This window comes from Acidovorax sp. GW821-FHT11A03, from assembly GCF_058809075.1.
Map to the genome: position 1 here is coordinate 695,693 of NZ_JBXASG010000001.1, position 21,060 is coordinate 716,752.

A 21,060-nucleotide genomic window follows, 5' to 3' on the forward strand; every position below is an offset into this window, starting at 1 on the left:
GCCCGCGCATGGCGGGCTCCTTATGGAAAGGCTTAGCGGCAGGCAAGCCTGCAGCTATTCCTTTAAACGCGTGGAACGGGAGTTCCTGAGTTCACGCACAGCGCCAAGTTCAGCGCCTTGATGGCCGTCTTGTAGTCCTCGCGCTCGATCACGAACTGCATGTTCACCTGCCGCAGGGTTTGGGACACGCAGTTCACGTTGACCCGCGCATCGGCCAGCGCCTGCGCGGCCTTGGCCAGCACGCCAGGGATGCCGATGTTGGAGCCGATGGTGCACACGATGGCGCTGGGCTTGATCGTCACGATCTGGTAGTCCTCCTGCAGCTCCGCCACCAGTTCGGGGGTGACCTGGTTGTCCCACACCAGGTGGGCGATGGAGTTGGCGTTGGTCGCCTTCAGGATGTAGCTCACATCGTGCTTGCAGAACACGTTCATCAGGCCCGCATCAAAGCCCACCGTGCCCACCATGCTGGGGTCGTGGATCTCGATCAGCGTGACCTTGTCGGTGCCGGTCACGATCTCCACGCGCGCGCGCTCACCCACGAAGTCCTTGGTGATCAGCGTGCCGGGATGGTCGGGCTCGAACGTGTTCTTCAGGCGGATCGGGATGCCCGCCAGTTCCATGGGCTTGGCGGCCTTGGGGTGGATGGCTTCCATGCCCACGTCGGCCAGTTGGTCGGCCACGTCGTAATTGGTGGCGCCCACCACGATGGCGTTTTCCAGGCCCACGAGGTTGGGGTCGGCGGACGAGAGGTGGAATTCCTTGTGGATCACGGCCTCTGCGGGGCGCACTTCCACGGCGATCTTGCTGAACGTGACCTCGGAATAGCCGCGGTCGAACTCACGCATGATGCCTTCGGTGCCCTTGGTGTAGCCGGTGGCCACCACCACCTTGTCGCTCAGGTCCAGGCCCTTGAAGCTCTGCGCGATGCGCTCGTCAATGGTCCAGGCTTCGTTGTCGTCAAAACCGGCCAGGTCCATCAGGATGGCGTTGACGCCACTGGCCTTGAGGATCTCGACCGAGTTGAACGCGCTGTGCGACTCGCCAATGGAGGCCAGCACTTCGCGCGCGGCCAGAAGCACATCCTTGCGGCTCAAGTAGCCGCTGGCCAGCACGTGCTGCATGGCGTTCAGGTACTCACGCGCCTGGCCAATACGCTGGTCGATGAAGGCATCGGCCACATCCAGCGGCAGGCCCAGGTCGGCGTAGCCCGCGTTCAGCTTTTTCAGGCTGGCGGCCAGCTGGGTCAGGGCGTCCTGGTAGCCCTTGCCCTCTGCAAACAGGGCGTAGATGCCGCGCTCGCCCGTCTTCTTGTGCTCCAGCAACTGGTTCGTCACGCCCGAGTAGGCGGACACCACATAGATCCGGCCATAGATGCGCTTGGGATCGTGCAGCATGATGTGGCGCAGCACATCGCCAAAGGCGGTCATGGAGGTGCCGCCGATTTTCTCGACAGAGATCTTGGAGGAGTTGACGTCTGACATGGACAAGCTCAGAGGAGCAAAAAGGATTGGGAGGCCGGGCGGATGTCCTGCCCCATGGGTAGCGGCAGAAAACTCTCTATTTTCCACCACTTTTGTCGGGGTACCCTGGCGCAGGCATTGTGGCTGGGGCACATGCAGCGTCGCGTTGGCGCGGCTTCTGTGTATGGGGGGCCGCCTGGCATGGCCCCGCGCAGGACCCTGTGGTCAAGCCCGTATCAAGATCGGGTCATGTTTCCCGCCACGAGGGGCGGTGCTGGCAATGCATCTTCGGCTGCCAGACCCCACTGGTCCCAGTCCTCGCCAAACAGCTCCGCCGGGTGCTGGGTGCGGTCCGAACCGTTGCCACAGCGCATGGCTTTGGCCGGACAGTACAGATCGCAGCCCCAGCACACCCGCTCGGGGTGAGCGGGTGCCTTGGGGAACCTTTTAGCAGCGGCCATGGGGCGCTCAGGTGGGCTGGCGACTGCTGCCGTCGGATCGTCAGATCACTTCTTCTGCGGCGGCACGTCGGTGCAAGAGCCGTGGGCAATCTCCGCCGCCATGCCGATGCTCTCGCCCAGCGTGGGGTGCGGGTGGATGGTCTTGCCGATGTCCACAGCGTCGGCGCCCATCTCGATGGCCAGCGCAATCTCGCCGATCATGTCGCCGGCATGCGTGCCGACCATGCCGCCGCCCAGGATCTTGCCGTGGCCGTGGGCCTCGGGCGAGTCGTCGAACAGCAGCTTGGTCACGCCTTCGTCGCGGCCGTTGGCGATGGCGCGGCCGGAGGCCGTCCAGGGGAACAGGCCCTTCTTGACCTTGATACCTTGGGCCTTGGCCTGGTCTTCGGTGAGGCCCACCCATGCCACTTCAGGGTCGGTGTAGGCCACGGATGGGATCACGCGGGCGTTGAAGGCGGCGGATGCCAGCTCCTTGTTGCCCTGCAGTTCGCCGGCGATGACTTCTGCCGCCACGTGCGCCTCATGCACCGCCTTGTGCGCCAGCATGGGCTGGCCCACGATGTCGCCGATGGCGAAGATGTGCGGCACGTTGGTGCGCATCTGGATGTCGACGTTGATGAAGCCACGGTCCGTGACGGCCACGCCCGCCTTCTCGGCGGCGATCTTCTTGCCGTTGGGCGTGCGGCCCACGGCCTGCAGCACCAGGTCGTACACCTGGGGTTCGGGGGCGGTGCCGCCCTCTTCCGCTGCTGCAAACGTGACCTTGATGCCCTCAGGTGTTGCCTCGGCGCCAACGGTTTTTGTCTTCAACATGATGTTGTCAAAACGCTTGGCATTCATCTTCTGCCAGATCTTGACGAGGTCGCGGTCGGCGCCCTGCATCAGGCCGTCCATCATTTCGACCACATCGAGGCGCGCGCCCAGCGTGCTGTACACGGTGCCCATTTCCAGGCCGATGATGCCGCCGCCCAGGATGAGCATGCGCTTCGGAACACCCTGGAGCGCCAGGGCTCCGGTGGAGTCGACAACGCGTGGATCGTCGGGCATGAAGGGCAGGCGCACGGCCTGGCTGCCGGCGGCGATGATGGCGTTCTTGAAGGCGATGACCTTCTTGGTGCCGGTCTTTTCCTGCGCCGTGCCGCTGGTCTCTTCCACTTCGAGGTGGTTGGCACCGACGAAGCTGCCGTAGCCGCGCACGGTGGTCACCTTGCGCATCTTGGCCATGGCGGCCAGGCCGCCGGTGAGCTTGCCGATGACCTTTTCTTTATGGCCGCGCAGCTTGTCGATGTCGAGCGAGGGCGCACCGAAGCTCACGCCCAGGTCGGCCATGTGGCTGACCTCGTCCATGACGGCTGCGACGTGCAGCAGGGCCTTGGACGGGATGCAGCCCACGTTCAGGCACACGCCGCCGAGGGTGGCGTAGCGCTCGACGATGACGACCTTGAGGCCCAAGTCGGCCGCGCGGAAGGCGGCGCTGTAGCCGCCGGGGCCGCCGCCGAGCACGAGCACGTCGCAGTCCAGGTCGGCCGTGCCAGCAAAGCTGGATGCTACTGGATTGATAGCTGCTTGCGCTTGTGGTGCGGGCGCTGGAGCCGATTTTGGTGCAGATGCTGCAGCCACGGGTGTCGCAGGGGCCGGTGCGGCTGCCGGGGCCGCCGCGCCAGCACCCTCCACCTCCAGCGTCAGCACCACCGAGCCTTCGGCAATCTTGTCGCCGAGCTTCACTTTCAGCTCCTTGACCACGCCAGCATGGCTGGAAGGGATCTCCATGGAGGCCTTGTCGGACTCCACGGTGATGAGGCTCTGCTCGGCCTTGATGGTGTCGCCGGGTTTGACGAGCACTTCGATGATGGCCACTTCGGCGAAGTCGCCGATGTCGGGCACCTTGATGTCGATGATTGCCATGGTGTGTCTTGCCCTTTCGTTACATCACGATGCGGCGGAAGTCCGCCAGCAGCGAGGCAAAGTACACGTTGAAGCGCGCAGCGCTGGCGCCGTCGATCACGCGGTGGTCCCAGCTCAGGCTCAAAGGCAGCATGAGGCGCGGCGCGAACTGCTTGCCGTCCCATTTGGGCTCCAGGCTGCTCTTGCACACGCCCATGATGGCGACTTCAGGCGCGTTGATGATGGGCGTGAAGTAGCGCCCGCCAATGCCGCCCAGCGAGCTGATGGAGAAGCAGCCGCCGGTCATGTCGGCCGGGCCGAGCTTGCCGTCGCGGGCCTTTTTGGCCAGATCGCCCATCTCTTGCGAGATCTGCACGATGCCCTTCTTGTCGGCGTCACGGATGACGGGCACGACGAGGCCGTTGGGCGTGTCGGCCGCAAAGCCGATGTGGAAGTAGTTCTTGAGCACCAGCTGGTCGCCGTCGAGCGAGCTGTTGAACTCGGGGAACTTCTTGAGCGCGGCCACGGCGGCCTTGATCATGAAGGCGAGCATGGTGACCTTGACGCCACTCTTCTCGTTTTCCTTGTTGAACTGCACGCGGAAGGCTTCGAGGTCGGTGATGTCCGCGTCGTCGTGGTTGGTGACGTGCGGGATGACGACCCAGTTGCGGTGCAGGTTGGCACCGCTGATCTTCTTGATGCGCGAGAGGTCCTTGCGCTCCACGGGGCCGAACTTGGTGAAGTCCACCTTGGGCCAGGGCAGCAGGTCCAGGCCCACGCCGGAACCGCCCGCCGCTGCCGGCGCCTTGGCAGCCTGCGCCTTGGTCTGGGTGGCACCCGCCATCACCTGCTTGGTGAAGGACTGCACATCGTCCTGCGTGATGCGGCCCTTGGGGCCGGTGCCCTTGACCTCGTCGATGGGCACGCCCAGCTCGCGGGCGAACTTGCGCACGGAAGGGCTGGCGTGGGGCAGGCCCACGGTGGGCGTGCCGGGCTGGTGGGCGGGCACGGAGGCCGTGGCGGCGACCGGTGCAGCGGCTGCAGCAACCGGTGCGGGGGCGGCAACAGGCGCAGCAGCGGGAGCCGCCGCCGGCGCTGCGGGTGCTGCAGCTGCAGCAGGCGCACTGCCCGCCACGCCTTCCAGCAGGGCCACGAGGTCGCCGATGTTGACGGTGTCGCCGATCTTGACCTTGAGCGCCTTGAGCACGCCGGCGGCGGGCGAAGGGATCTCCATGGAGGCCTTGTCGGATTCGACGGTGAACAGCGACTGCTCGACCTTGATGGTGTCACCCACCTTGACCAGCAGTTCAATGACGGCCACGTCCTTGAAGTCGCCGATGTCGGGCACGCGCACCTCCACCGGGCCCGCAGCCACAGGGGTTGCGGCGGGCGCAGCCGGCGCAGGCGCGGCTGCGGCCACGGGGGCTGCAGCCGGGGCGGCAGCGGGTGCAGGTGCCGCCGCCGGGGCTGCGGCCGCAACGCCCGCGTCGGCGGCTTCGACCACGGCGATCACGGAGCCCTGCTTGACCTTGTCGCCCAGGGCGATCTTGAGTTCCTTGACCACGCCTGCGTGGCTGGATGGAATCTCCATGGAGGCCTTGTCGGACTCCACGGTGATGAGCGACTGCTCGGCCTTGACCGTGTCGCCCACCTTGACCAGCAGTTCGATCACGCCCACTTCGTCGAAATCCCCGATGTCCGGGACTTGAATGTCTACCAATGCCATTGTTGTCTCCGTTCGGTTTATGCGTAGAGCGGGTTGACCTTGTCGGCCTGGATGTTGTACTTGGCAATCGCCTCGGCCACCTTGGTGGCGGGCAGCACGCCGTCTTCGCTCAGCGCCTTGAGTGCAGCGACCACGATGTAGTGGCGGTTGATCTCGAAGTGCTCGCGCAGCTTGCTGCGGAAGTCACTGCGGCCAAAGCCGTCGGTGCCCAGCACCTTGTAGGTGCGGCCCTTGGGGATGAAGGGGCGGATCTGCTCGGCATAGGCCTTCATGTAGTCGGTGGACGCGACCACGGGGCCTTGCGATGCGGACAGTTGCTGCGTGACGAACGGCACCTTGGGCGCTTCGGTCGGGTGCAGCAGGCTCCAGCGCTCGGCGTTCTGGCCGTCGCGGGTCAGTTCGTTGAAGCTCGGGCAGCTCCACACCGAGGCGGCCACGCCCCAGTCCTTTTCGAGCAGCTCCTGTGCAAAGAACGATTCGCGCAGGATGGTGCCGCTGCCCAGCAGTTGCACCGTGGGCGCATCCTTGGGCAGTGCGGGCGCCTGCTTGCACAGGTACATGCCCTTGATGATCTGCTCCTCGGTGCCGGGCTGCAGGCCGGGCATGGGGTAGTTTTCGTTCAGCAGCGTCAGGTAGTAGAAGACGTTCTCCTGGCGCTCGACCATGCGCTTCATGCCGTCGTGCATGATCACCGCGACTTCGTGCGCGAAGGTCGGGTCGTAGCTCACACAGTTGGGGATGGTGTTGGCCAGGATGTGGCTGTGGCCGTCTTCGTGCTGCAGGCCTTCGCCGTTGAGCGTGGTGCGGCCCGAAGTGCCGCCCAAGAGGAAGCCACGCGCCTGCATGTCGCCCGCCGCCCAGGCCAGGTCGCCGATGCGCTGGAAGCCGAACATGGAGTAGTACACGTAGAACGGGATCATGATCCGGTTGTTCGTGCTGTAGCTGGTGGCCGCCGCGATCCAGCTGCTCATGCCGCCGGCTTCGTTGATGCCTTCCTGCAGGATCTGGCCGGCCTTGTCTTCCTTGTAGTACATGACCTGGTCCTTGTCGACCGGGGTGTACTGCTGGCCTGCGGGGTTGTAGATGCCGATCTGGCGGAACAGGCCTTCCATGCCGAAGGTGCGGGCCTCGTCCACCAGGATGGGCACCACGCGCGGGCCCAGGGCCTGGTCGCGCAGCAGCTGGGTGAGGAAGCGCACGTAAGCCTGCGTGGTGGAGATTTCGCGGCCTTCGGGCGTGGCTTCCAGGATGGCCTTGAAGGTGTCCAGCGCGGGCACGGTGAAGCTCTCGTCGGCTTTCACGCGGCGGTGCGGCAGGTACCCGCCCAGGGCCTTGCGGCGCTCGTGCAGGTACTTCATTTCCGGGGTGTCGTCGGCCGGCTTGTAGAAAGGCAGCTCGGCGAGCTGGCTGTCCGGGACGGGGATGTTGAAGCGGTCGCGGAAGGCCTTGATGTCTTCGTCGCTGAGCTTCTTCGTCTGGTGGACGGTGTTCTTGCCCTCGCCGATCTTGCCCATGCCAAAACCCTTCACGGTCTTGACCAGCAGGACGGAGGGCTGGCCGCCGTGGTTCTGCGCGGCATGGAATGCGGCATAGACCTTTTGCGAATCATGGCCGCCGCGCTGCAGGTTCCAGATCTCGTCATCGGTCATGTGCTCGACCATCTTCAGGGTGCGCGGGTCGCGGCCGAAGAAGTTCTTGCGCACGTAGGCACCGTCGTTGGCCTTCATGGCCTGGTAGTCGCCATCGTTGGTTTCCATCATGAGCTTGCGCAGCGCGCCGTCCTTGTCGGCGGCCAGCAGCGCATCCCAGCCCTTGCCCCAGATCAGCTTGATGACGTTCCAGCCAGCACCACGGAACTCGCCTTCGAGCTCCTGGATGATCTTGCCGTTGCCACGCACGGGGCCGTCCAGGCGCTGCAGGTTGCAGTTGATGACGAACACCAGGTTGTCGAGCTTCTCGCGCGCGGCCAGGCCGATGGCGCCCAGGGATTCGACCTCGTCCATTTCGCCGTCGCCGCAGAACACCCAGACCTTGCGGTTCTCGGTGTTGGCGATGCCACGGGCGTGCAGGTACTTGAGGAAACGCGCCTGGTAGATGGCCATCAGCGGGCCCAGGCCCATGGACACGGTGGGGAACTGCCAGAACTCGGGCATGAGCTTGGGGTGCGGGTAGCTCGACAGGCCCTTGCCGTCCACTTCCTGGCGGAAATTGAGCAGCTGGTCTTCGGAGAGGCGGCCTTCGAGGTAGGCGCGGGCATAGATGCCGGGGGATACGTGGCCCTGGATGTAGAGCAGGTCACCGCCGTGGTTCTCGCTCTCGGCGTGCCAGAAATGGTTGAAGCCGGCGCCGAACATGCTGGCCAGCGAGGCAAAGGAGCCGATGTGGCCGCCCAGGTCGCCGCCTTCGGGCGGATGGTGGCGGTTGGCCTTGACGACCATGGCCATGGCGTTCCAGCGCATGTAGGCGCGCAGGCGCTGTTCGATTTCGAGGTTGCCGGGGCTGCGTGCCTCCTGGCCGGGCTCGATGGTGTTCACGTAGCCGGTGTTGGCCGAGAACGGCAGGTCCACGCTGTTCTGGCGGGCATGTTCCAGCAATTGCTCCAGCAGGTAGTGGGCGCGCTCGGCCCCCTCCTTGTCGATGACGGCGGACAGCGCATCCATCCACTCACGGGTTTCCTGCTGGTCGGTGTCGGTGGCGGGCGCGGCGCCGTTTCCGGCCTGGGGGTCGGGCTGAGCTGACATGCTTTGTCTCCTGTAGGTGTGGCAGCAATTTAGTACGTTGGCTCTAGTTTCGCATATTTTTTGATAATTTCAAATGGTGCTTATGCATTTCACATTACAAGAAAATGCTGCAAACGCACATTGACCCGCCGTCCCGACACCGGGCATCGCCTCCCCTACACTTGGAACATGGACTCCCTGCCCCCCACGTCTTCCCCCACCGCCATGGTCGTGGCCGCGCCCGCCCGCTGGTGGCGCAAGTGGTGGCGCGGGTTGTCGCCCACACGGCAGGACCGGTTCGCGGCCCTGGCGCCGCTGGCCGCCGTGCTGATGTTTCTCGCGGCCATCGTGGCCGCGTTCTGGTATTTGCGCGCCGAGGAGGCCGAGCGCGAGCAGGAAGCCCTGCGGCGCGATGTGGAATATGCGCAACAGCGCGTGCGGCTGCGGCTGCTGGAGCGGCAGGAACAGCTCATGCGCATTGCACGCGACCTGTCCAACCAGGAGCTGGAGCGCACGGAATTCGTGAGCCGCGCCGAAACCCTGATCAGCCAGTACCCCGAGCTGCAGGCCATCACCTGGATCGACGAGCGCCGCCGCATCCGCGCCAGCCACGCGGCCCCCACGCTGGCGAGCAGCGAACTGCGCATCGCGGGCGAAGTGCTCAAGCCGGGCGACACCGCCGACACCTTCGGGCTGGCGCGCGACCTGCAGCAGCCGGTGTACGCCCAGCCGGCCGCCACCTCGGGCGACTCGACGCCGCTGCTGCAGCTGCAGGTGCCCTTGAACAACCAGGGCAAGTTCAGCGGCGTGGTGCTGGGCGAATACTCCATCGACAGCCTGCTGCGCTATGGCACGCCCACCGAAGTGCTGGCGCGCTATGCCGTCACGCTGCTGGACGGCAAGAACCAGGTTCTGGCGGGCACCCCCCTGGGCCCGCGCAACACCGCCACCCAGCTCCTGCCCTGGACGCCCCGCGCCAATGAATACGAGGTGCCCGTGTCGCCCGTGGGCAACGGGCTGGTGCTCAAGGCCCAGGCCTACCGCACCTCGCTGGGCGTGGTCGGCAGCGGGCTTTTCTGGCTGGTGGGCACGCTTTCCGCCATGACGGCATGGATGCTGATCGCCACCTGGCGCCACACCCGCCGCCGCATGCAGGCACAGCAGGCCCTGGTGGCCGAGACGAATTTCCGCCGCGCGATGGAGAACTCCATCCTCACCGGCATGCGTGCGCTGGACATGGAAGGCCGCATCACCTATGTGAACGCCGCCTTCTGCCAGATGACCGGCTGGAGCGAGGCGGAACTCGTGGGCCTGAAGGCGCCCTTCCCTTACTGGCCCGACTCCGACCACGAAGCCCTGCACGCCAAGCTGCGCGACGAGCTGTCCGGCAAGACCATCGTGGGCGGCTTTCAGGTGCGGGTGCGGCGCAAGAGCGGCACCTTGTTCGATGCCCGCCTGTATGTCTCGCCCCTGATCGATGCGCATGGCCAGCAGACGGGCTGGATGACGTCGATGACCGACATCACCGAGCCCAACCGCATCCGCGAGCAGCTCTCGGCATCGCACGAACGCTTCACCATCGTGCTCGAATCGCTGGACGCGTCGGTGTCGGTGGCCCCGCTGGGCAGCGAAGAGCTGCTGTTCGCCAACAAGCTCTACCGCCAATGGTTCGGCTCGCAGACCGGCGGGCACCTGCAGCTGGTCGCCCAGGCCGGCGTGGTGCCCGTGGCGGGCACCGACCACCGGGGCATGGACGACGAGGACGGCCTCATGGGCCTGCCGACCGACCCGCTGACCAGCGCCCGCACCGAGAACGCCGAGATTTACCTGCCCGACCTGGGCAAGTGGCTGGAAGTGCGCTCGCGCTACCTCAACTGGGTGGACGGGCGCCTGGCCCAGATGGTGATCGCCACCGACATCACCCCCCGCCGCCAGGCCGAGGAGCAGGCGGCGCGCCAGGCCGAGCGCGCGCAGTCGGTCAGCCGCCTCATCACCATGGGCGAAATGGCCTCCAGCGTGGCGCACGAGCTCAACCAGCCGCTCACGGCCATCAACAACTACTGCAGCGGCATGGTCTCGCGCATCCAGAGCGGCCAGCTCACCGAGGAGGCGCTCCTCACGGCGCTGCAGAAGACGGCCCACCAGGCGCAGCGCGCGGGCCAGATCATCCAGCGCATCCGCGCCTTCGTGAAGAAGAGCGAGCCCAACCGTACCCTGGCCGACGTGCACTCGATGGTCAACGAAGCCGTGGAGCTGGCCGACATCGAGCTGCGCCGCCACAACGTGCGCCTCACGCATTACGTAGCCGCCCGCCTGCCGCCCGTGATGGCCGACACCATCCTGATCGAACAGGTGCTGGTCAACCTCATGAAGAACGGCGCCGAGGCCATCCAGCACGCCAGCCGCCCCCCGTCCGGGCGCAGCGTGGAGCTGCGCGTCGTGCCCAAGCACATCGAGGACCGCGAGGTGGTGGAGTTCTCCGTGCAGGACACCGGCAAGGGCCTGGCGCCCGAGGTGCTCGAACGGCTGTTCGAAGCCTTCTTCTCCACCAAGGAAGAAGGCATGGGCATGGGCCTCAATCTGTGCCGCAGTATCGTCGAGTCGCACCAGGGCCGGATGCAGGCGGAGAACCTCTACAATGGATCGGAGGTCACAGGCTGCAGGTTCTCCTTCTGGCTGCCGCTTGCCAAGCCTGCTGATGCCACTACAAATTCTGTAGCACACGTACGAAACCCAAGGACAATTGCATGAGCTTGATTCCGAAAAAAGGCACTGTTTACGTTGTAGACGACGACGAAGCAGTTCGCGATTCCCTGCAGTGGCTGCTGGAAGGCAAGGACTACCGGGTGCGTTGCTTTGATTCGGCCGAAACGTTTCTGTCGCGCTACGACCCGCGCGAGGTGGCCTGCCTGATCGTGGACATCCGCATGGGCGGCATGACGGGCCTGGAGCTGCAGGACCGCCTCATCGAGCGCAAGTCGCCCCTGCCCATCGTGTTCATCACCGGCCACGGCGACGTGCCGATGGCGGTGAACACCATGAAGAAGGGCGCGCTCGACTTCATCCAGAAGCCCTTTGACGAGGAAGAACTGGTCGGATTGGTCGAGCGCATGCTGGACCACGCCCGCGAGGCCTTCGCGGGCTACCAGCAGGCCGCCAGCCGCGATGCCCTGCTGTCCAAGCTCACCAGCCGCGAAGCGCAGGTTCTGGAGCGCATCGTCGCCGGCCGCCTGAACAAGCAGATCGCGGACGACCTGGGCATCAGCATCAAGACGGTGGAGGCGCACCGCGCCAACATCATGGAAAAGCTCAACGCCAACACCGTGGCCGACCTGCTCAAGATCGCGCTGGGCCAGAACGCGCCCAAGGCGTAATACTATTTTTTTGATAGCTACTCGCGCTTTCCAATAAAGCGCCAGAGCCCGATTTGACGGATATTTTTTGACATGACCGCCCAACTCATCGACGGCAACGCCCTTTCCCGCCAACTGCGCGCCGACGTGGCGCAACGCGCCGCCGCCCTGAAGGCCCGGGGCACCACGCCCGGGCTGGCGGTGGTCCTGGTGGGCGACAACCCCGCCAGCCAGGTGTACGTGCGCAACAAGGTCAAGGCCTGCGAAGACGGCGGCCTGCATTCCGTCCTTGAAAAATACGAGGCCGACATGACCGAGGCCGCCTTGCTGGCCCGCGTGGAAGCCCTCAACAACGACCCCGCCATCCACGGCATCCTGGTGCAACTGCCCCTGCCCCGGCACATTGACGCGCAGAAGGTGATCGAGGCCATCTCGCCCGCCAAGGACGTGGACGGCTTCCACATCGCCAGCGCCGGGGCCCTGATGACCGGCATGCCCGGCTTCTGGCCCTGCACGCCCTACGGCTGCATGAAGATGCTGGAGAGCATCGGCTACGACCTCAAGGGCAAACACGCCGTGGTCATCGGTCGCAGCAACATCGTGGGCAAGCCGATGGCGCTGATGCTGCTGGGCCAGAACGCCACCGTCACCATCTGCCACAGCGCCACGCAGGACCTCAAGGCGCAAACCCTGCAGGCCGACGTGATCGTGGCAGCGGTCGGCAAACGCAATGTGCTGACCGCCGACATGGTCAAGCCCGGCGCCGTGGTGATCGACGTGGGCATGAACCGCAACGACGAAGGCAAGCTCTGCGGCGACGTGGACTTCGACGGCGTCAAGGAAGTGGCCGGCTGGATCACCCCCGTGCCTGGCGGGGTCGGCCCCATGACCATTACCATGCTGCTGGTGAATACCATCGAAGCCGCCGAGCGCACCGCAGCGCACTGACCTGGGTCAGTGCGGTCGATGCCGGCTGCTTTGCAACTTGAACCCGCGCCATCTGGCGCCATCTGATTTCGCATGAGCAACGCCCTCCTCGACTTCTCGGACCTTCCCCATTTCGACCGCATCGCACCGCAGGACGTGGCCCCTGCCGTCGACGTCCTGCTGGAGCGCGCCAACACGGCGCTGGAAACAGTCACCGCACCGGACTTTCCGGCGCGCTGGGACGCGATCGCCAAGGTACTGGACGTGGCGACCGAGCAGCTGGGAACCGCGTGGGGCAGCGTCAGCCACCTCAACAGCGTGGCCGACACGCCGGAACTGCGCGCGGCCTACAACGCCGCCCTGCCACGGGTGACGGAGTTCTGGACCCGCCTGGGTGCCGATGAACGCCTGTATGCCAAGTACAAGGCCATCGACCCTGCCACCCTGACGGGCGAGCAGCGGCAGGCCCACCGCAATGCCGTGCGCAATTTCGTGCTCAGCGGCGCGGAGCTGACGGGTTCCGCCAAGGAGCGCTTCGCGCAGATCCAGGAACGCCAGGCCGAGCTGAGCCAGAAGTTCAGCGAGAACGCCCTTGATGCCACGGATGCATACGCCTACTACGCGAGCGCCGAGGAACTCGACGGCATTCCCGCCGATGTGCAGCAGGCCGCGCGGGCGGCGGCGCAGGCCGACGGCAAGGACGGCTACAAGCTCACGCTCAAGATGCCCTGCTACCTGCCGGTGATGCAATTCGCCACCCGCAGCGATCTGCGCGAGAAGCTCTACCGCGCCTACGTCACCCGCGCTTCCGACCAGGCCGAGGGCGATGCGCGCAAATTCGACAACACGGCGCTGATCAGCGAGATCCTGGCACTGCGCCGCGAAGAAGCCCAATTGCTGGGCTATGCCAATTTCGGCGAAGTCTCCGTCGTGCCCAAGATGGCCCAGTCGCCGGACCAGGTGATCGGGTTCCTGCGCGACCTGGCGCGCCGCGCCCGCCCCTATGCCGAGAAGGACGTCGCCGACCTGCGTGCGTTCGCGGCCGAGAAGCTGTCGTTGACCGACCCGCAGGCCTGGGACTGGCCCTACGTCTCCGAGAAGCTCAAGGAGGCGCGCTATGCCTTCAGCGAGCAGGAAGTCAAGAAGTACTTCACGGCGCCCAAGGTGCTGGCGGGCCTGTTCAAGATCATCGAAACCCTGTTCGAGGTGTCCATCCGCCGCGACAGCGCGCCGGTGTGGAACCCCGCCGTGGAGTTCTACCGCATCGAGCGCGGCAATACGCTGGTGGGCCAGTTCTATCTGGACCAGCCCGCCCGCACGGGCAAACGCGGCGGCGCCTGGATGGACGACGTGCGCACCCGCTGGCTGCGCCCCGACACCGGCGTGCTGCAGACCCCCGTGGCGCACCTGGTGTGCAACTTCGCCAGCGGCGTGGACGGCAAGCCGCCGCTGCTCACGCACGACGACGTGATCACCCTTTTCCATGAGTTCGGCCACGGCCTGCACCACATGCTGACCCAGGTGAACGAGCGCGACGTCTCGGGCATCGGCGGCGTGGAATGGGATGCGGTCGAGCTGCCCAGCCAGTTCATGGAGAACTTCTGCTGGGAGTGGGACGTGCTCAAGCACATGACGGCCCACGTGGACACGGGCGAACCCCTGCCCCGCGCGCTGTTCGACAAGATGATCGCCGCCAAGAACTTCCAGAGCGGCATGCAGACGCTGCGCCAGATCGAGTTCTCGCTGTTCGACATGCTGCTGCACACCGAGCACGACCCGGCACAGGACATCATGCCGCTGCTCGACCAGGTGCGCCGCGAGGTGGCCGTGCTGCAGCCGCCGGCCTTCAGCCGCACGGCCCACACCTTCAGCCACATCTTCGCGGGCGGCTACGCCGCCGGCTACTACAGCTACAAGTGGGCCGAGGTGCTGAGCGCCGATGCCTATGCGGCCTTCGAAGAAACGGCCGGCAGCGATGGGCTGCCCAGCACCGAAACGGGCCGCCGCTACCGCGAGGCCATCCTGGAGGCCGGCGGCAGCCGCCCCGCGATGGAGTCCTTCAAGGCCTTCCGGGGCCGCGAGCCCAGCCTGGATGCCCTGCTGCGCCACCAGGGCATGGCCGAAGAGTCGACGGCCTGACCGAATCCATGGCGCCGAGGGCAGTTTGCACTGCGCCCGGGGCCAACGATCGATCCTGTATGGAGTGAGAAAAATGAAGATGCACAATCCGCTGACCACCCCCCTGCTGGCATCCTTGCTGATGGTGCTGGCCAGCGCCAGCGTCCAGGCGCAAGGCGTCTACCGGATCGTTGGCCCGGATGGCAAGGTGACGTTTTCGGACCGCCCGCCGGCCGACGCCAGCGCCCAGCCCGCGCGGGCAGCCGCTGCGCCGCCCGCAGCGGCCAACGCCGCGCTGCCGTACGATCTGCGCCAGACCGCCAGCCGCTTTCCCGTCACGCTCTATACGGGCAACGATTGCCCGCCGTGCACCTCCGCGCGCAATCTGCTCACGTCGCGCGGCATACCGTTCACCGAGCGCACCGTGTCCAGCAACGAGGACATCGCAGCACTGCAGCGCCTGAGCGGCAACTCCAGCCTGCCCTTTGGCACCATCGGCGGCCAGCAGCTCGCGGGTTTTTCTGAAGGGGAATGGACGCAGTACCTGGATGCTGCAGGCTATCCCAAGCAATCGCAGCTGCCCGGCAACTACCGCCAGCCTGCCCCCACCCCTCTGGTGGCCATCAAGGCCGTGGAGCCTGCAACAGCAGCGGCTGCAGCGTCGGCCCCGGCGTCCGCAGTACCCAGGGTGCGCCCCCCGGCTCCGGCCAATGAGGGGCCGTCGCCCAGCAATCCGGCGGGCATCAGATTCTGAGCGTCCCTCTCCCTGGGAACGGGCGGGCCGGCGGCCGCCAGGACAAAGGGGCCTTTTCAGGCCCCTTTGTCCATTCCGGCGGACATGCGTCCGTGCCCGCCGCCAGGCCCCGGGCTCAATAAGTGAGCGTCTTCACCCCTTGCGCCGTGCCCAGCAGGCAGACCGACGCCTTCTGGTGGGCAAAGACACCCACCGTCACCACGCCCGGCCACTGGTTGATGTCGGACTCGAACGCCAGCGGGTCCGTGATCGAGAGCCCCCGGACGTCCAGGATGTGTTGGCCGTTGTCGGTCACCAGGGGCTGGCCATCCCGCAGCCGCAGCTGCGCCTGGCCGCCCATCGCCGCAAAACGCCGCGCTATGTGGTTGGCGGCCATCGGAATCACCTCGACGGGCAAAGGAAACTGCCCCAGTGCCTGAACCAGCTTGGATTCGTCGGCGATGCACACGAAACGGCTGGCCAGCGCTGCGACGATCTTCTCGCGCGTCAGCGCCGCGCCGCCTCCCTTGACCATGTGGCCCTTGCCGTCGATTTCGTCGGCACCATCGATATAGACCGAAAGGGCCTGGACTTCGTTGGCATCGAACACCGCAATGCCCAGCGCCTTCAGGCGCTCGGTGCTGGCCACGGAGCTCGATACCGCCCCCTTGATCTGGTCCTTGATGGTGGCCAGCGCGTCGATGAACTTGTTGACGGTGGAGCCGGTACCCACCCCCACAATCTCGCCGGGCACCACATATTGCAGCGCGGCCTGGCCTACCAGGGTCTTGAGTTCATCTTGGGTCAGGGAGGTGGAGGTCGTCATGGGAGAAAATCAGGGGGAAACCTTGAATTATCCCCTCATGTCCCTGATCCCCTACGCCCTCACCCGCCCCTTTCTCTTCGGCCTGGATGCCGAGACCGCCCACGAGCTCACCATGGACATGCTGGCGCGCGGACAGCGCACGCCATTGCAATGGGCCTGGTGCAATGAAACCGTGGACGACCCTGTCGAATTGGCGGGCCTGACGTTTCCCAACCGCGTCGGCATGGCGGCGGGGCTGGACAAGAACGCCCGCTGCATCGACGCACTGGGCGCCATGGGCTTCGGCTTCGTGGAAGTGGGCACCGTGACACCCAAGGCGCAGCCCGGCAACCCCAAGCCACGCATGTTCCGCCTGCCCGAAGCGCGCGCGCTCATCAACCGCCTGGGTTTCAACAACGAAGGGCTGGATGCGTTCCTGTACAACGTGCAGCAGGCCCGCTTTCGCTCGCAGAGCCGCAAACACCCCCTGCTGCTGGGCCTGAATATCGGCAAGAACGCCACGACCCCGATCGAGAACGCCACCAGCGACTACCTGGCCTGCCTGGACGGCGTGTACCCGCACGCGGACTACGTCACGGTCAACATCAGCTCGCCCAACACCCAGAACCTGCGCGCGCTGCAGAGCGATGCGGCGCTGGACGCACTGCTGGGCGCGATCGCCGAGCGCCGAGAAGCCCTGGCGGCCCGGCACGCGCGGCGCGTACCGGTGTTCGTGAAGATTGCCCCGGATCTCGATGAAGCCCAGGTGTCCGTGATCGCCTCCACGCTGCAGCGCCATGGCATGGACGGCGTGATCGCCACCAACACCACCATCAGCCGCGCGGCCGTGCAGGGTTTGCGCCACGCGCAGGAAACCGGCGGGCTCAGCGGCGCCCCGGTGCTGGAAGCCAGCAACCAGGTGATACGCCAGCTGCGTGCGGCCCTGGGCAGCCGTTTTCCCATCATTGGCGTGGGTGGCATCATGAGCGCCGAGGATGCGGTGGGCAAGGTCCGCGCCGGCGCCGATGTGGTGCAAATCTACACCGGGCTGATCTACGAAGGCCCCGCGCTGGTGGCGAAGGCCGCGAAGGCCATCAAGGCCATGGGCTGAGCCACGGCACGCCACCCGCGCGCTAGGCCCCCAAAAAAAGAGCCGCCCATCTGGGCGGCTCTTTTGCCGTGGGACAGAACGCAGGCTCCTGCCGGCCGCCCGGCAAGGTGCCGGCAAGGCCGGTCAGCGCCGCAACCGCATCAGCATGGGCAGCAGCACGCCGGCCCAGCGAATCAGCCGGCGCGGCCCCGCCACGACGGCGACGCCGGCCATGGCCGCCACCGCCAGGGGGTGTTCCCGGGCGAATCCCGCGGCGCGCAGCACCAGGGACTCGTCCAGGCCGCCGTCACCCTGTTCCCGCTGCGCCAATGCCAGCGACTGTGCCCGGGCCGCCCTGCGGGCGCGCAAGCGTTCGCGCTGCATGGCGATCCGGTCCAGCACACGCTGCTGGGCCATGGTGGGCTCGAGAACCACGGCTTGCGGGGCAGTGGTCGATGGGTTCGTCGCAGCCATTACAAACGCTCCTTGATGTCACGCCAGTCCTGCGCCAGCTCGCGCCGCGTAAGGGCAAAGCCCTGGCCCGCCTTCTGCACGACGGAAACCAGCGACATGAGCGTGGCGGCCCAGCCGACAGTCCAGACGGCTGCCACGAGCCAGGCCACCAGGGTGCGCTGGGGGGTGTCCCAGAAATGCACCAGCACCGCCAGCGAGAGCATGATCAAGGCCACCACGGTGAGCCCCGCCACCACAATGGTCAGCACCAGCATCTGCTGCAGGCGCTGCTTCTGATCCTGCCACTCCAGGCGTGCGAGGTCCATGCGGTCTTCCGCCGCGATGGCGCCTTCGATCACGTTGGCGCGCCAGCGGGCCACCAGGGCCTCCAGCCCCAGGAGGGAAAGCCAGTTCATGTGCAGCCTCTGCGTTGTGCGGCCGTGCGCGGCAGGCCGGAATCAGCGCCGCGCAAGCAGGAAGCCCACCAGGGCGCCGACGGCCAGCGCGGCCCCGGCCACGCGCCATGGTTCATCATGCGCATAGCGGTCTGCCGCAAGGGCGGCATCCTTGGCCTGGCGGGCCGCATCCTGCGCCGCGCGCACCGCGGATTCGCGCACGTTGTGCATGCCGTCGTCCAGACGCTGGCGCAGCAGCTTGATTTCAGGGACCGCGTCGAGATCCTTGTTGGCGAGAAGCCCCCGCAGATCAGAAACCAGCTTTTCCAGTTCGCCCTGGGTGGTGGTGGTGTCGGAAGCAGTCATACAAGCCTTTCTTGAAGCAACACAAAAAAATCAATCATCCCTGCCGGAACAGGACTCGGGTTCATCTTAGCCACCTGCCCCCGCCCCGCTTCGTAGGACGGCGACGCAAGAGGTTACGGATTGCAAATGGTTTGCCGCAGATCAGACCAGCGTGGCCACATGGTCCGCAATGGCCAGGGCGCTTGTCAAGCCGGGGGATTCGATGCCAAACAGGTTCACCAGGCCCGGGACGCCGTGCACCGCGGGCCCCTGGATCATGAAGTCCGCCGCAGGTTCCCCGGGGCCATGGATCTTGGGGCGGATGCCCGCATAGCCGGGCGCCAGCGCTCCGTCGCGCAGCGCGGGCCAGTACTTGCGGACCTCGGCGTAGAACGCGTCCCCGCGTGCGGGGTCGACCAGCAGGTCGTCCGGCGAATCAACCCACTGCACGTCGGGGCCGAACTTGGCCTGCCCGCCCAGATCCAGCGTCAGGTGCACGCCCAGGCCGGCAGCCTCGGGCACGGGGTAGATCAAGCGGCTGAAGGGTGCCTTGCCAGACAGCGTGAAATAGCTGCCCTTGGCGTAGTGGGCACGGGGCACATGATCCGCTCCCAGCCCCGCAAAGCGGCGGGCCAGCCCGGGGGCGTGCAGCCCTGCGGCATTGACCACGGTACGGGCTCGCAAACGCGTGCCATCGGACGCTACCAAATAAATAGCATTCTGCGCGCATTCCGCTTGCGCCAGGGGCGAATTGAGGGCCACGAGTCCCCCCGCATGCTCCAGGTCGCCCTGCAGCGCGAGCATCAAGGCGTGGCTGTCCACGATACCGGTACTGGGCGAAAACAATGCAGCGACGCATTCCAGCGCGGGCTCCAGCGCCTGCGCTTCCTGGCGGCCGAGCCAGCGCAGATCCGGCACGCCGTTGGCTTGCGCCTGTGCCTGGATGGACTCAAGACCAGGCAGCTGCCCCGACGAGGTTGCCACCAGGAGCTTGCCGCAGCGGCGGTGGGGCACGCCACGCTCGGCGCAGTAGGCATACAGCATGTCCCGGCCTTGGACGCACAGCCGGGCTTTCAGCGACCCGGTGGGGTAGTACAGCCCGGCATGGATGACCTCGCTGTTGCGCGAACTGATGCCGGTGCCTATCGCATCCGCGGATTCCAGCACCATCACCTCGCGGCCCCGCAGCGCCAGGGCCCGGGCCACGGCCAGGCCGACCACGCCCGCCCCCACCACCACACAGTCGACTACATCCGCCATTCGCTCGCCCTCGTCCTTGCCCTTCGGTGCTCAGCCTTGCTCGAAGCCGTCGAGCACATTGACGGCATTGGTTCCCAGCTCGGCTGCCGCGTAGCCACCTTCGAGGACGAAGACAGCGGGCAGCCCCAGACGTGCGAGGCGCGCGCCCAGCCGGGTGAAATCGGACGAGGCGAGTGCGAAGCGGGAAATGGGGTCGCCCTCGAACGCGTCGAGCCCCAGCGAGACCACAAGGGCATCGGCCCCGTGGCTGGCGATCCGCGCACAGGCACTTTCCAGCGCATCGAACCAGGCGGCGGCGCTGGTGCCTGCCGGCAGCGGCAGGTTCAGATTGAAGCCCGCGCCCTCTCCTGTCCCGGTTTCGTCCGCATGGCCCAGGTAAAAGGGGTATTCCGTGCGCGGGTCGCCATGCATGCTGATGAACAGCACGTCGGAGCGGTCGTAGAAGATGCTTTGCGTGCCATTGCCATGGTGATAGTCGACATCCAGCAGGGCCACGCGCCGGGCGCCCTCGTTGCGCAATACCTGCGCCGCCACGGCGGCGTTGTTCAGGAAGCAGTAGCCCCCCATGAAGTCCGGGCCGGCATGGTGGCCTGGCGGGCGTGTGCAGCAAAACGCCGCGCCCACACCCCGCGCCACCCGGGTGGCGGCACTGGCGGCCGCATCCGCGCCTGCCTTGGCCGCCGCCCAGGTGCCGGGGGCCATGGGCGTGCCGTTGTCCATGGAGTACAGGCCAAGCCGCGCCACGAAGTTCTCCGGCTCCAGATCGCTGCGCAGGGTGCGCACGGGCCACACGGATGGAAAAGGCTGCACATCGGCGTTCGCGGGGTCCAGCGCCATCCATTGCTGCCAGGCCGTCTGCAGGAAGGCCAGATAGCGCTGCGCATGCACCTGGGACAGCACGGGCCCGCTGTCCACATCCGGCGCCGTGAGGCCGTGGCCCCGCGCGCGCAGTGCCTCTTCGACATAGTCCACGCGCGCAGGCTTCTCGAAGCAGGGAACGCGTTCGCCGCGAAAGAATTCGTGGGTGGGAGCGTGTCCCTGGTGCAGCGGGTTGTGAAAGGTGATCATGGGTCAGGCGTGTCGGCAAAGGAAGCCCGTGGCAGGCCAGGGTGGCCTTCCCGCGGGGCAGTCCCGCCATGGACTCGAGGCTGACACTGTAGCCGCTTTGCGGCGCCCGGCCGCCGAATGGGCCCGGGAGGCCCCGGTCCATGAAAAAACCCCTGCAGACCAGAGATCTGCAGGGGTTGAATTGGTGGGTGATACATGGATCGAACATGTGACCCCTGCCGTGTGAAGGCAGTGCTCTACCGCTGAGCTAATCACCCGT

General features: G+C 66.3%; 17 protein-coding genes and 1 tRNA gene. 6 read left to right on the forward strand and 12 right to left on the reverse strand.

Features of this window, described 5'->3' with window-relative positions; translation table 11 throughout:
• Window positions 1-62: 62 nt before the first annotated feature.
• The 5 genes from AC1RVY_RS03185 to aceE form a co-directional block, all read right to left on the reverse strand.
• Window positions 63-1,484: an aspartate kinase gene (locus tag AC1RVY_RS03185; protein WP_369642409.1), complete on the reverse strand. Its 1,422-nt coding sequence runs from the start codon at window positions 1,482-1,484 to the stop codon at window positions 63-65.
• 215 nt (window positions 1,485-1,699) lie between these two features.
• Window positions 1,700-1,924, reverse strand: coding sequence for a DUF3079 domain-containing protein (locus tag AC1RVY_RS03190; RefSeq protein WP_492805270.1), 225 nt, complete (start codon window positions 1,922-1,924; stop codon window positions 1,700-1,702).
• A 45-nt stretch (window positions 1,925-1,969) separates the two neighbouring features.
• Entirely contained in the window at window positions 1,970-3,829 is a 1,860-nt protein-coding gene (lpdA, locus tag AC1RVY_RS03195) for a dihydrolipoyl dehydrogenase (RefSeq protein ID WP_492805271.1), read from the reverse strand.
• 19 nt (window positions 3,830-3,848) lie between these two features.
• Entirely contained in the window at window positions 3,849-5,534 is a 1,686-nt protein-coding gene (gene aceF / locus AC1RVY_RS03200) for a dihydrolipoyllysine-residue acetyltransferase (RefSeq protein ID WP_492805273.1), read from the reverse strand.
• A 17-nt stretch (window positions 5,535-5,551) separates the two neighbouring features.
• Window positions 5,552-8,275, reverse strand: coding sequence for a pyruvate dehydrogenase (acetyl-transferring), homodimeric type (gene aceE, locus AC1RVY_RS03205; protein WP_218338646.1), 2,724 nt, complete (start codon window positions 8,273-8,275; stop codon window positions 5,552-5,554).
• Window positions 8,276-8,443: 168 nt separating this feature from the next.
• On the opposite strand from aceE, the gene AC1RVY_RS03210 reads away from it, so the two are divergent.
• The 5 genes from AC1RVY_RS03210 to AC1RVY_RS03230 all read left to right on the forward strand — a co-directional run bounded on the left by AC1RVY_RS03210 (window position 8,444) and on the right by AC1RVY_RS03230 (window position 15,406).
• Window positions 8,444-11,005: a PAS domain S-box protein gene (locus AC1RVY_RS03210; RefSeq protein ID WP_218295104.1), complete on the forward strand. Its 2,562-nt coding sequence runs from the start codon at window positions 8,444-8,446 to the stop codon at window positions 11,003-11,005.
• Entirely contained in the window at window positions 11,002-11,628 is a 627-nt protein-coding gene (locus AC1RVY_RS03215) for a response regulator transcription factor (protein WP_218295105.1), read from the forward strand. The genes AC1RVY_RS03210 and AC1RVY_RS03215 overlap by 4 nt, the downstream gene beginning before the upstream one ends.
• Window positions 11,629-11,700: 72 nt before the next feature.
• Window positions 11,701-12,555, forward strand: coding sequence for a bifunctional methylenetetrahydrofolate dehydrogenase/methenyltetrahydrofolate cyclohydrolase FolD (gene folD, locus AC1RVY_RS03220; RefSeq protein WP_218295106.1), 855 nt, complete (start codon window positions 11,701-11,703; stop codon window positions 12,553-12,555).
• A gap of 72 nt (window positions 12,556-12,627) precedes the next feature.
• Window positions 12,628-14,673, forward strand: coding sequence for a M3 family metallopeptidase (locus AC1RVY_RS03225; RefSeq protein WP_492805276.1), 2,046 nt, complete (start codon window positions 12,628-12,630; stop codon window positions 14,671-14,673).
• 73 nt (window positions 14,674-14,746) lie between these two features.
• Window positions 14,747-15,406, forward strand: a complete 660-nt coding sequence (locus AC1RVY_RS03230; protein ID WP_369642402.1) for a glutaredoxin domain-containing protein — start codon at window positions 14,747-14,749, stop codon at window positions 15,404-15,406.
• 115 nt (window positions 15,407-15,521) lie between these two features.
• On the opposite strand, the gene rpiA is transcribed toward AC1RVY_RS03230, so the two are convergent.
• Window positions 15,522-16,211 carry a ribose-5-phosphate isomerase RpiA gene (gene rpiA / locus AC1RVY_RS03235; RefSeq protein WP_218338650.1) on the reverse strand — a complete coding sequence of 230 codons (690 nt, stop codon included), beginning with the start codon at window positions 16,209-16,211 and terminating at the stop codon, window positions 15,522-15,524.
• Between the two features lie 37 nt (window positions 16,212-16,248).
• Between rpiA and AC1RVY_RS03240 the strand changes: the two genes are divergently transcribed.
• The gene (locus AC1RVY_RS03240; protein ID WP_492805278.1) at window positions 16,249-17,301 is read left to right on the forward strand and encodes a quinone-dependent dihydroorotate dehydrogenase; all 1,053 of its coding nucleotides are present in this window, start codon (window positions 16,249-16,251) and stop codon (window positions 17,299-17,301) included.
• Between the two features lie 123 nt (window positions 17,302-17,424).
• Here the strand turns inward: AC1RVY_RS03240 and AC1RVY_RS03245 are convergent, their stop codons facing one another.
• From AC1RVY_RS03245 to AC1RVY_RS03270, 6 genes are all read right to left on the reverse strand, one after another.
• A complete protein-coding gene (locus AC1RVY_RS03245) occupies window positions 17,425-17,754 on the reverse strand; it encodes a hypothetical protein (protein ID WP_369642401.1) in 330 nt (109 codons plus the stop codon).
• Window positions 17,754-18,149 carry a phage holin family protein gene (locus AC1RVY_RS03250; RefSeq protein WP_218295112.1) on the reverse strand — a complete coding sequence of 132 codons (396 nt, stop codon included), beginning with the start codon at window positions 18,147-18,149 and terminating at the stop codon, window positions 17,754-17,756. The genes AC1RVY_RS03245 and AC1RVY_RS03250 overlap by 1 nt, the downstream gene beginning before the upstream one ends.
• Before the next feature lie 42 nt (window positions 18,150-18,191).
• Window positions 18,192-18,494 (reverse strand): DUF883 family protein, encoded by a 303-nt coding sequence (locus AC1RVY_RS03255; RefSeq protein ID WP_010458410.1) that lies wholly within the window; start codon window positions 18,492-18,494, stop codon window positions 18,192-18,194.
• 141 nt (window positions 18,495-18,635) lie between these two features.
• Window positions 18,636-19,733 (reverse strand): NAD(P)/FAD-dependent oxidoreductase, encoded by a 1,098-nt coding sequence (locus tag AC1RVY_RS03260; RefSeq protein ID WP_492805280.1) that lies wholly within the window; start codon window positions 19,731-19,733, stop codon window positions 18,636-18,638.
• Window positions 19,734-19,763: 30 nt separating this feature from the next.
• Complete coding sequence (locus AC1RVY_RS03265) at window positions 19,764-20,801, reverse strand: histone deacetylase family protein (protein WP_492255333.1); 1,038 nt, start codon at window positions 20,799-20,801, stop codon at window positions 19,764-19,766.
• A 182-nt stretch (window positions 20,802-20,983) separates the two neighbouring features.
• Window positions 20,984-21,058 (reverse strand) — tRNA-Val (locus AC1RVY_RS03270).
• Between the last annotated feature and the right edge of the window lie 2 nt (window positions 21,059-21,060).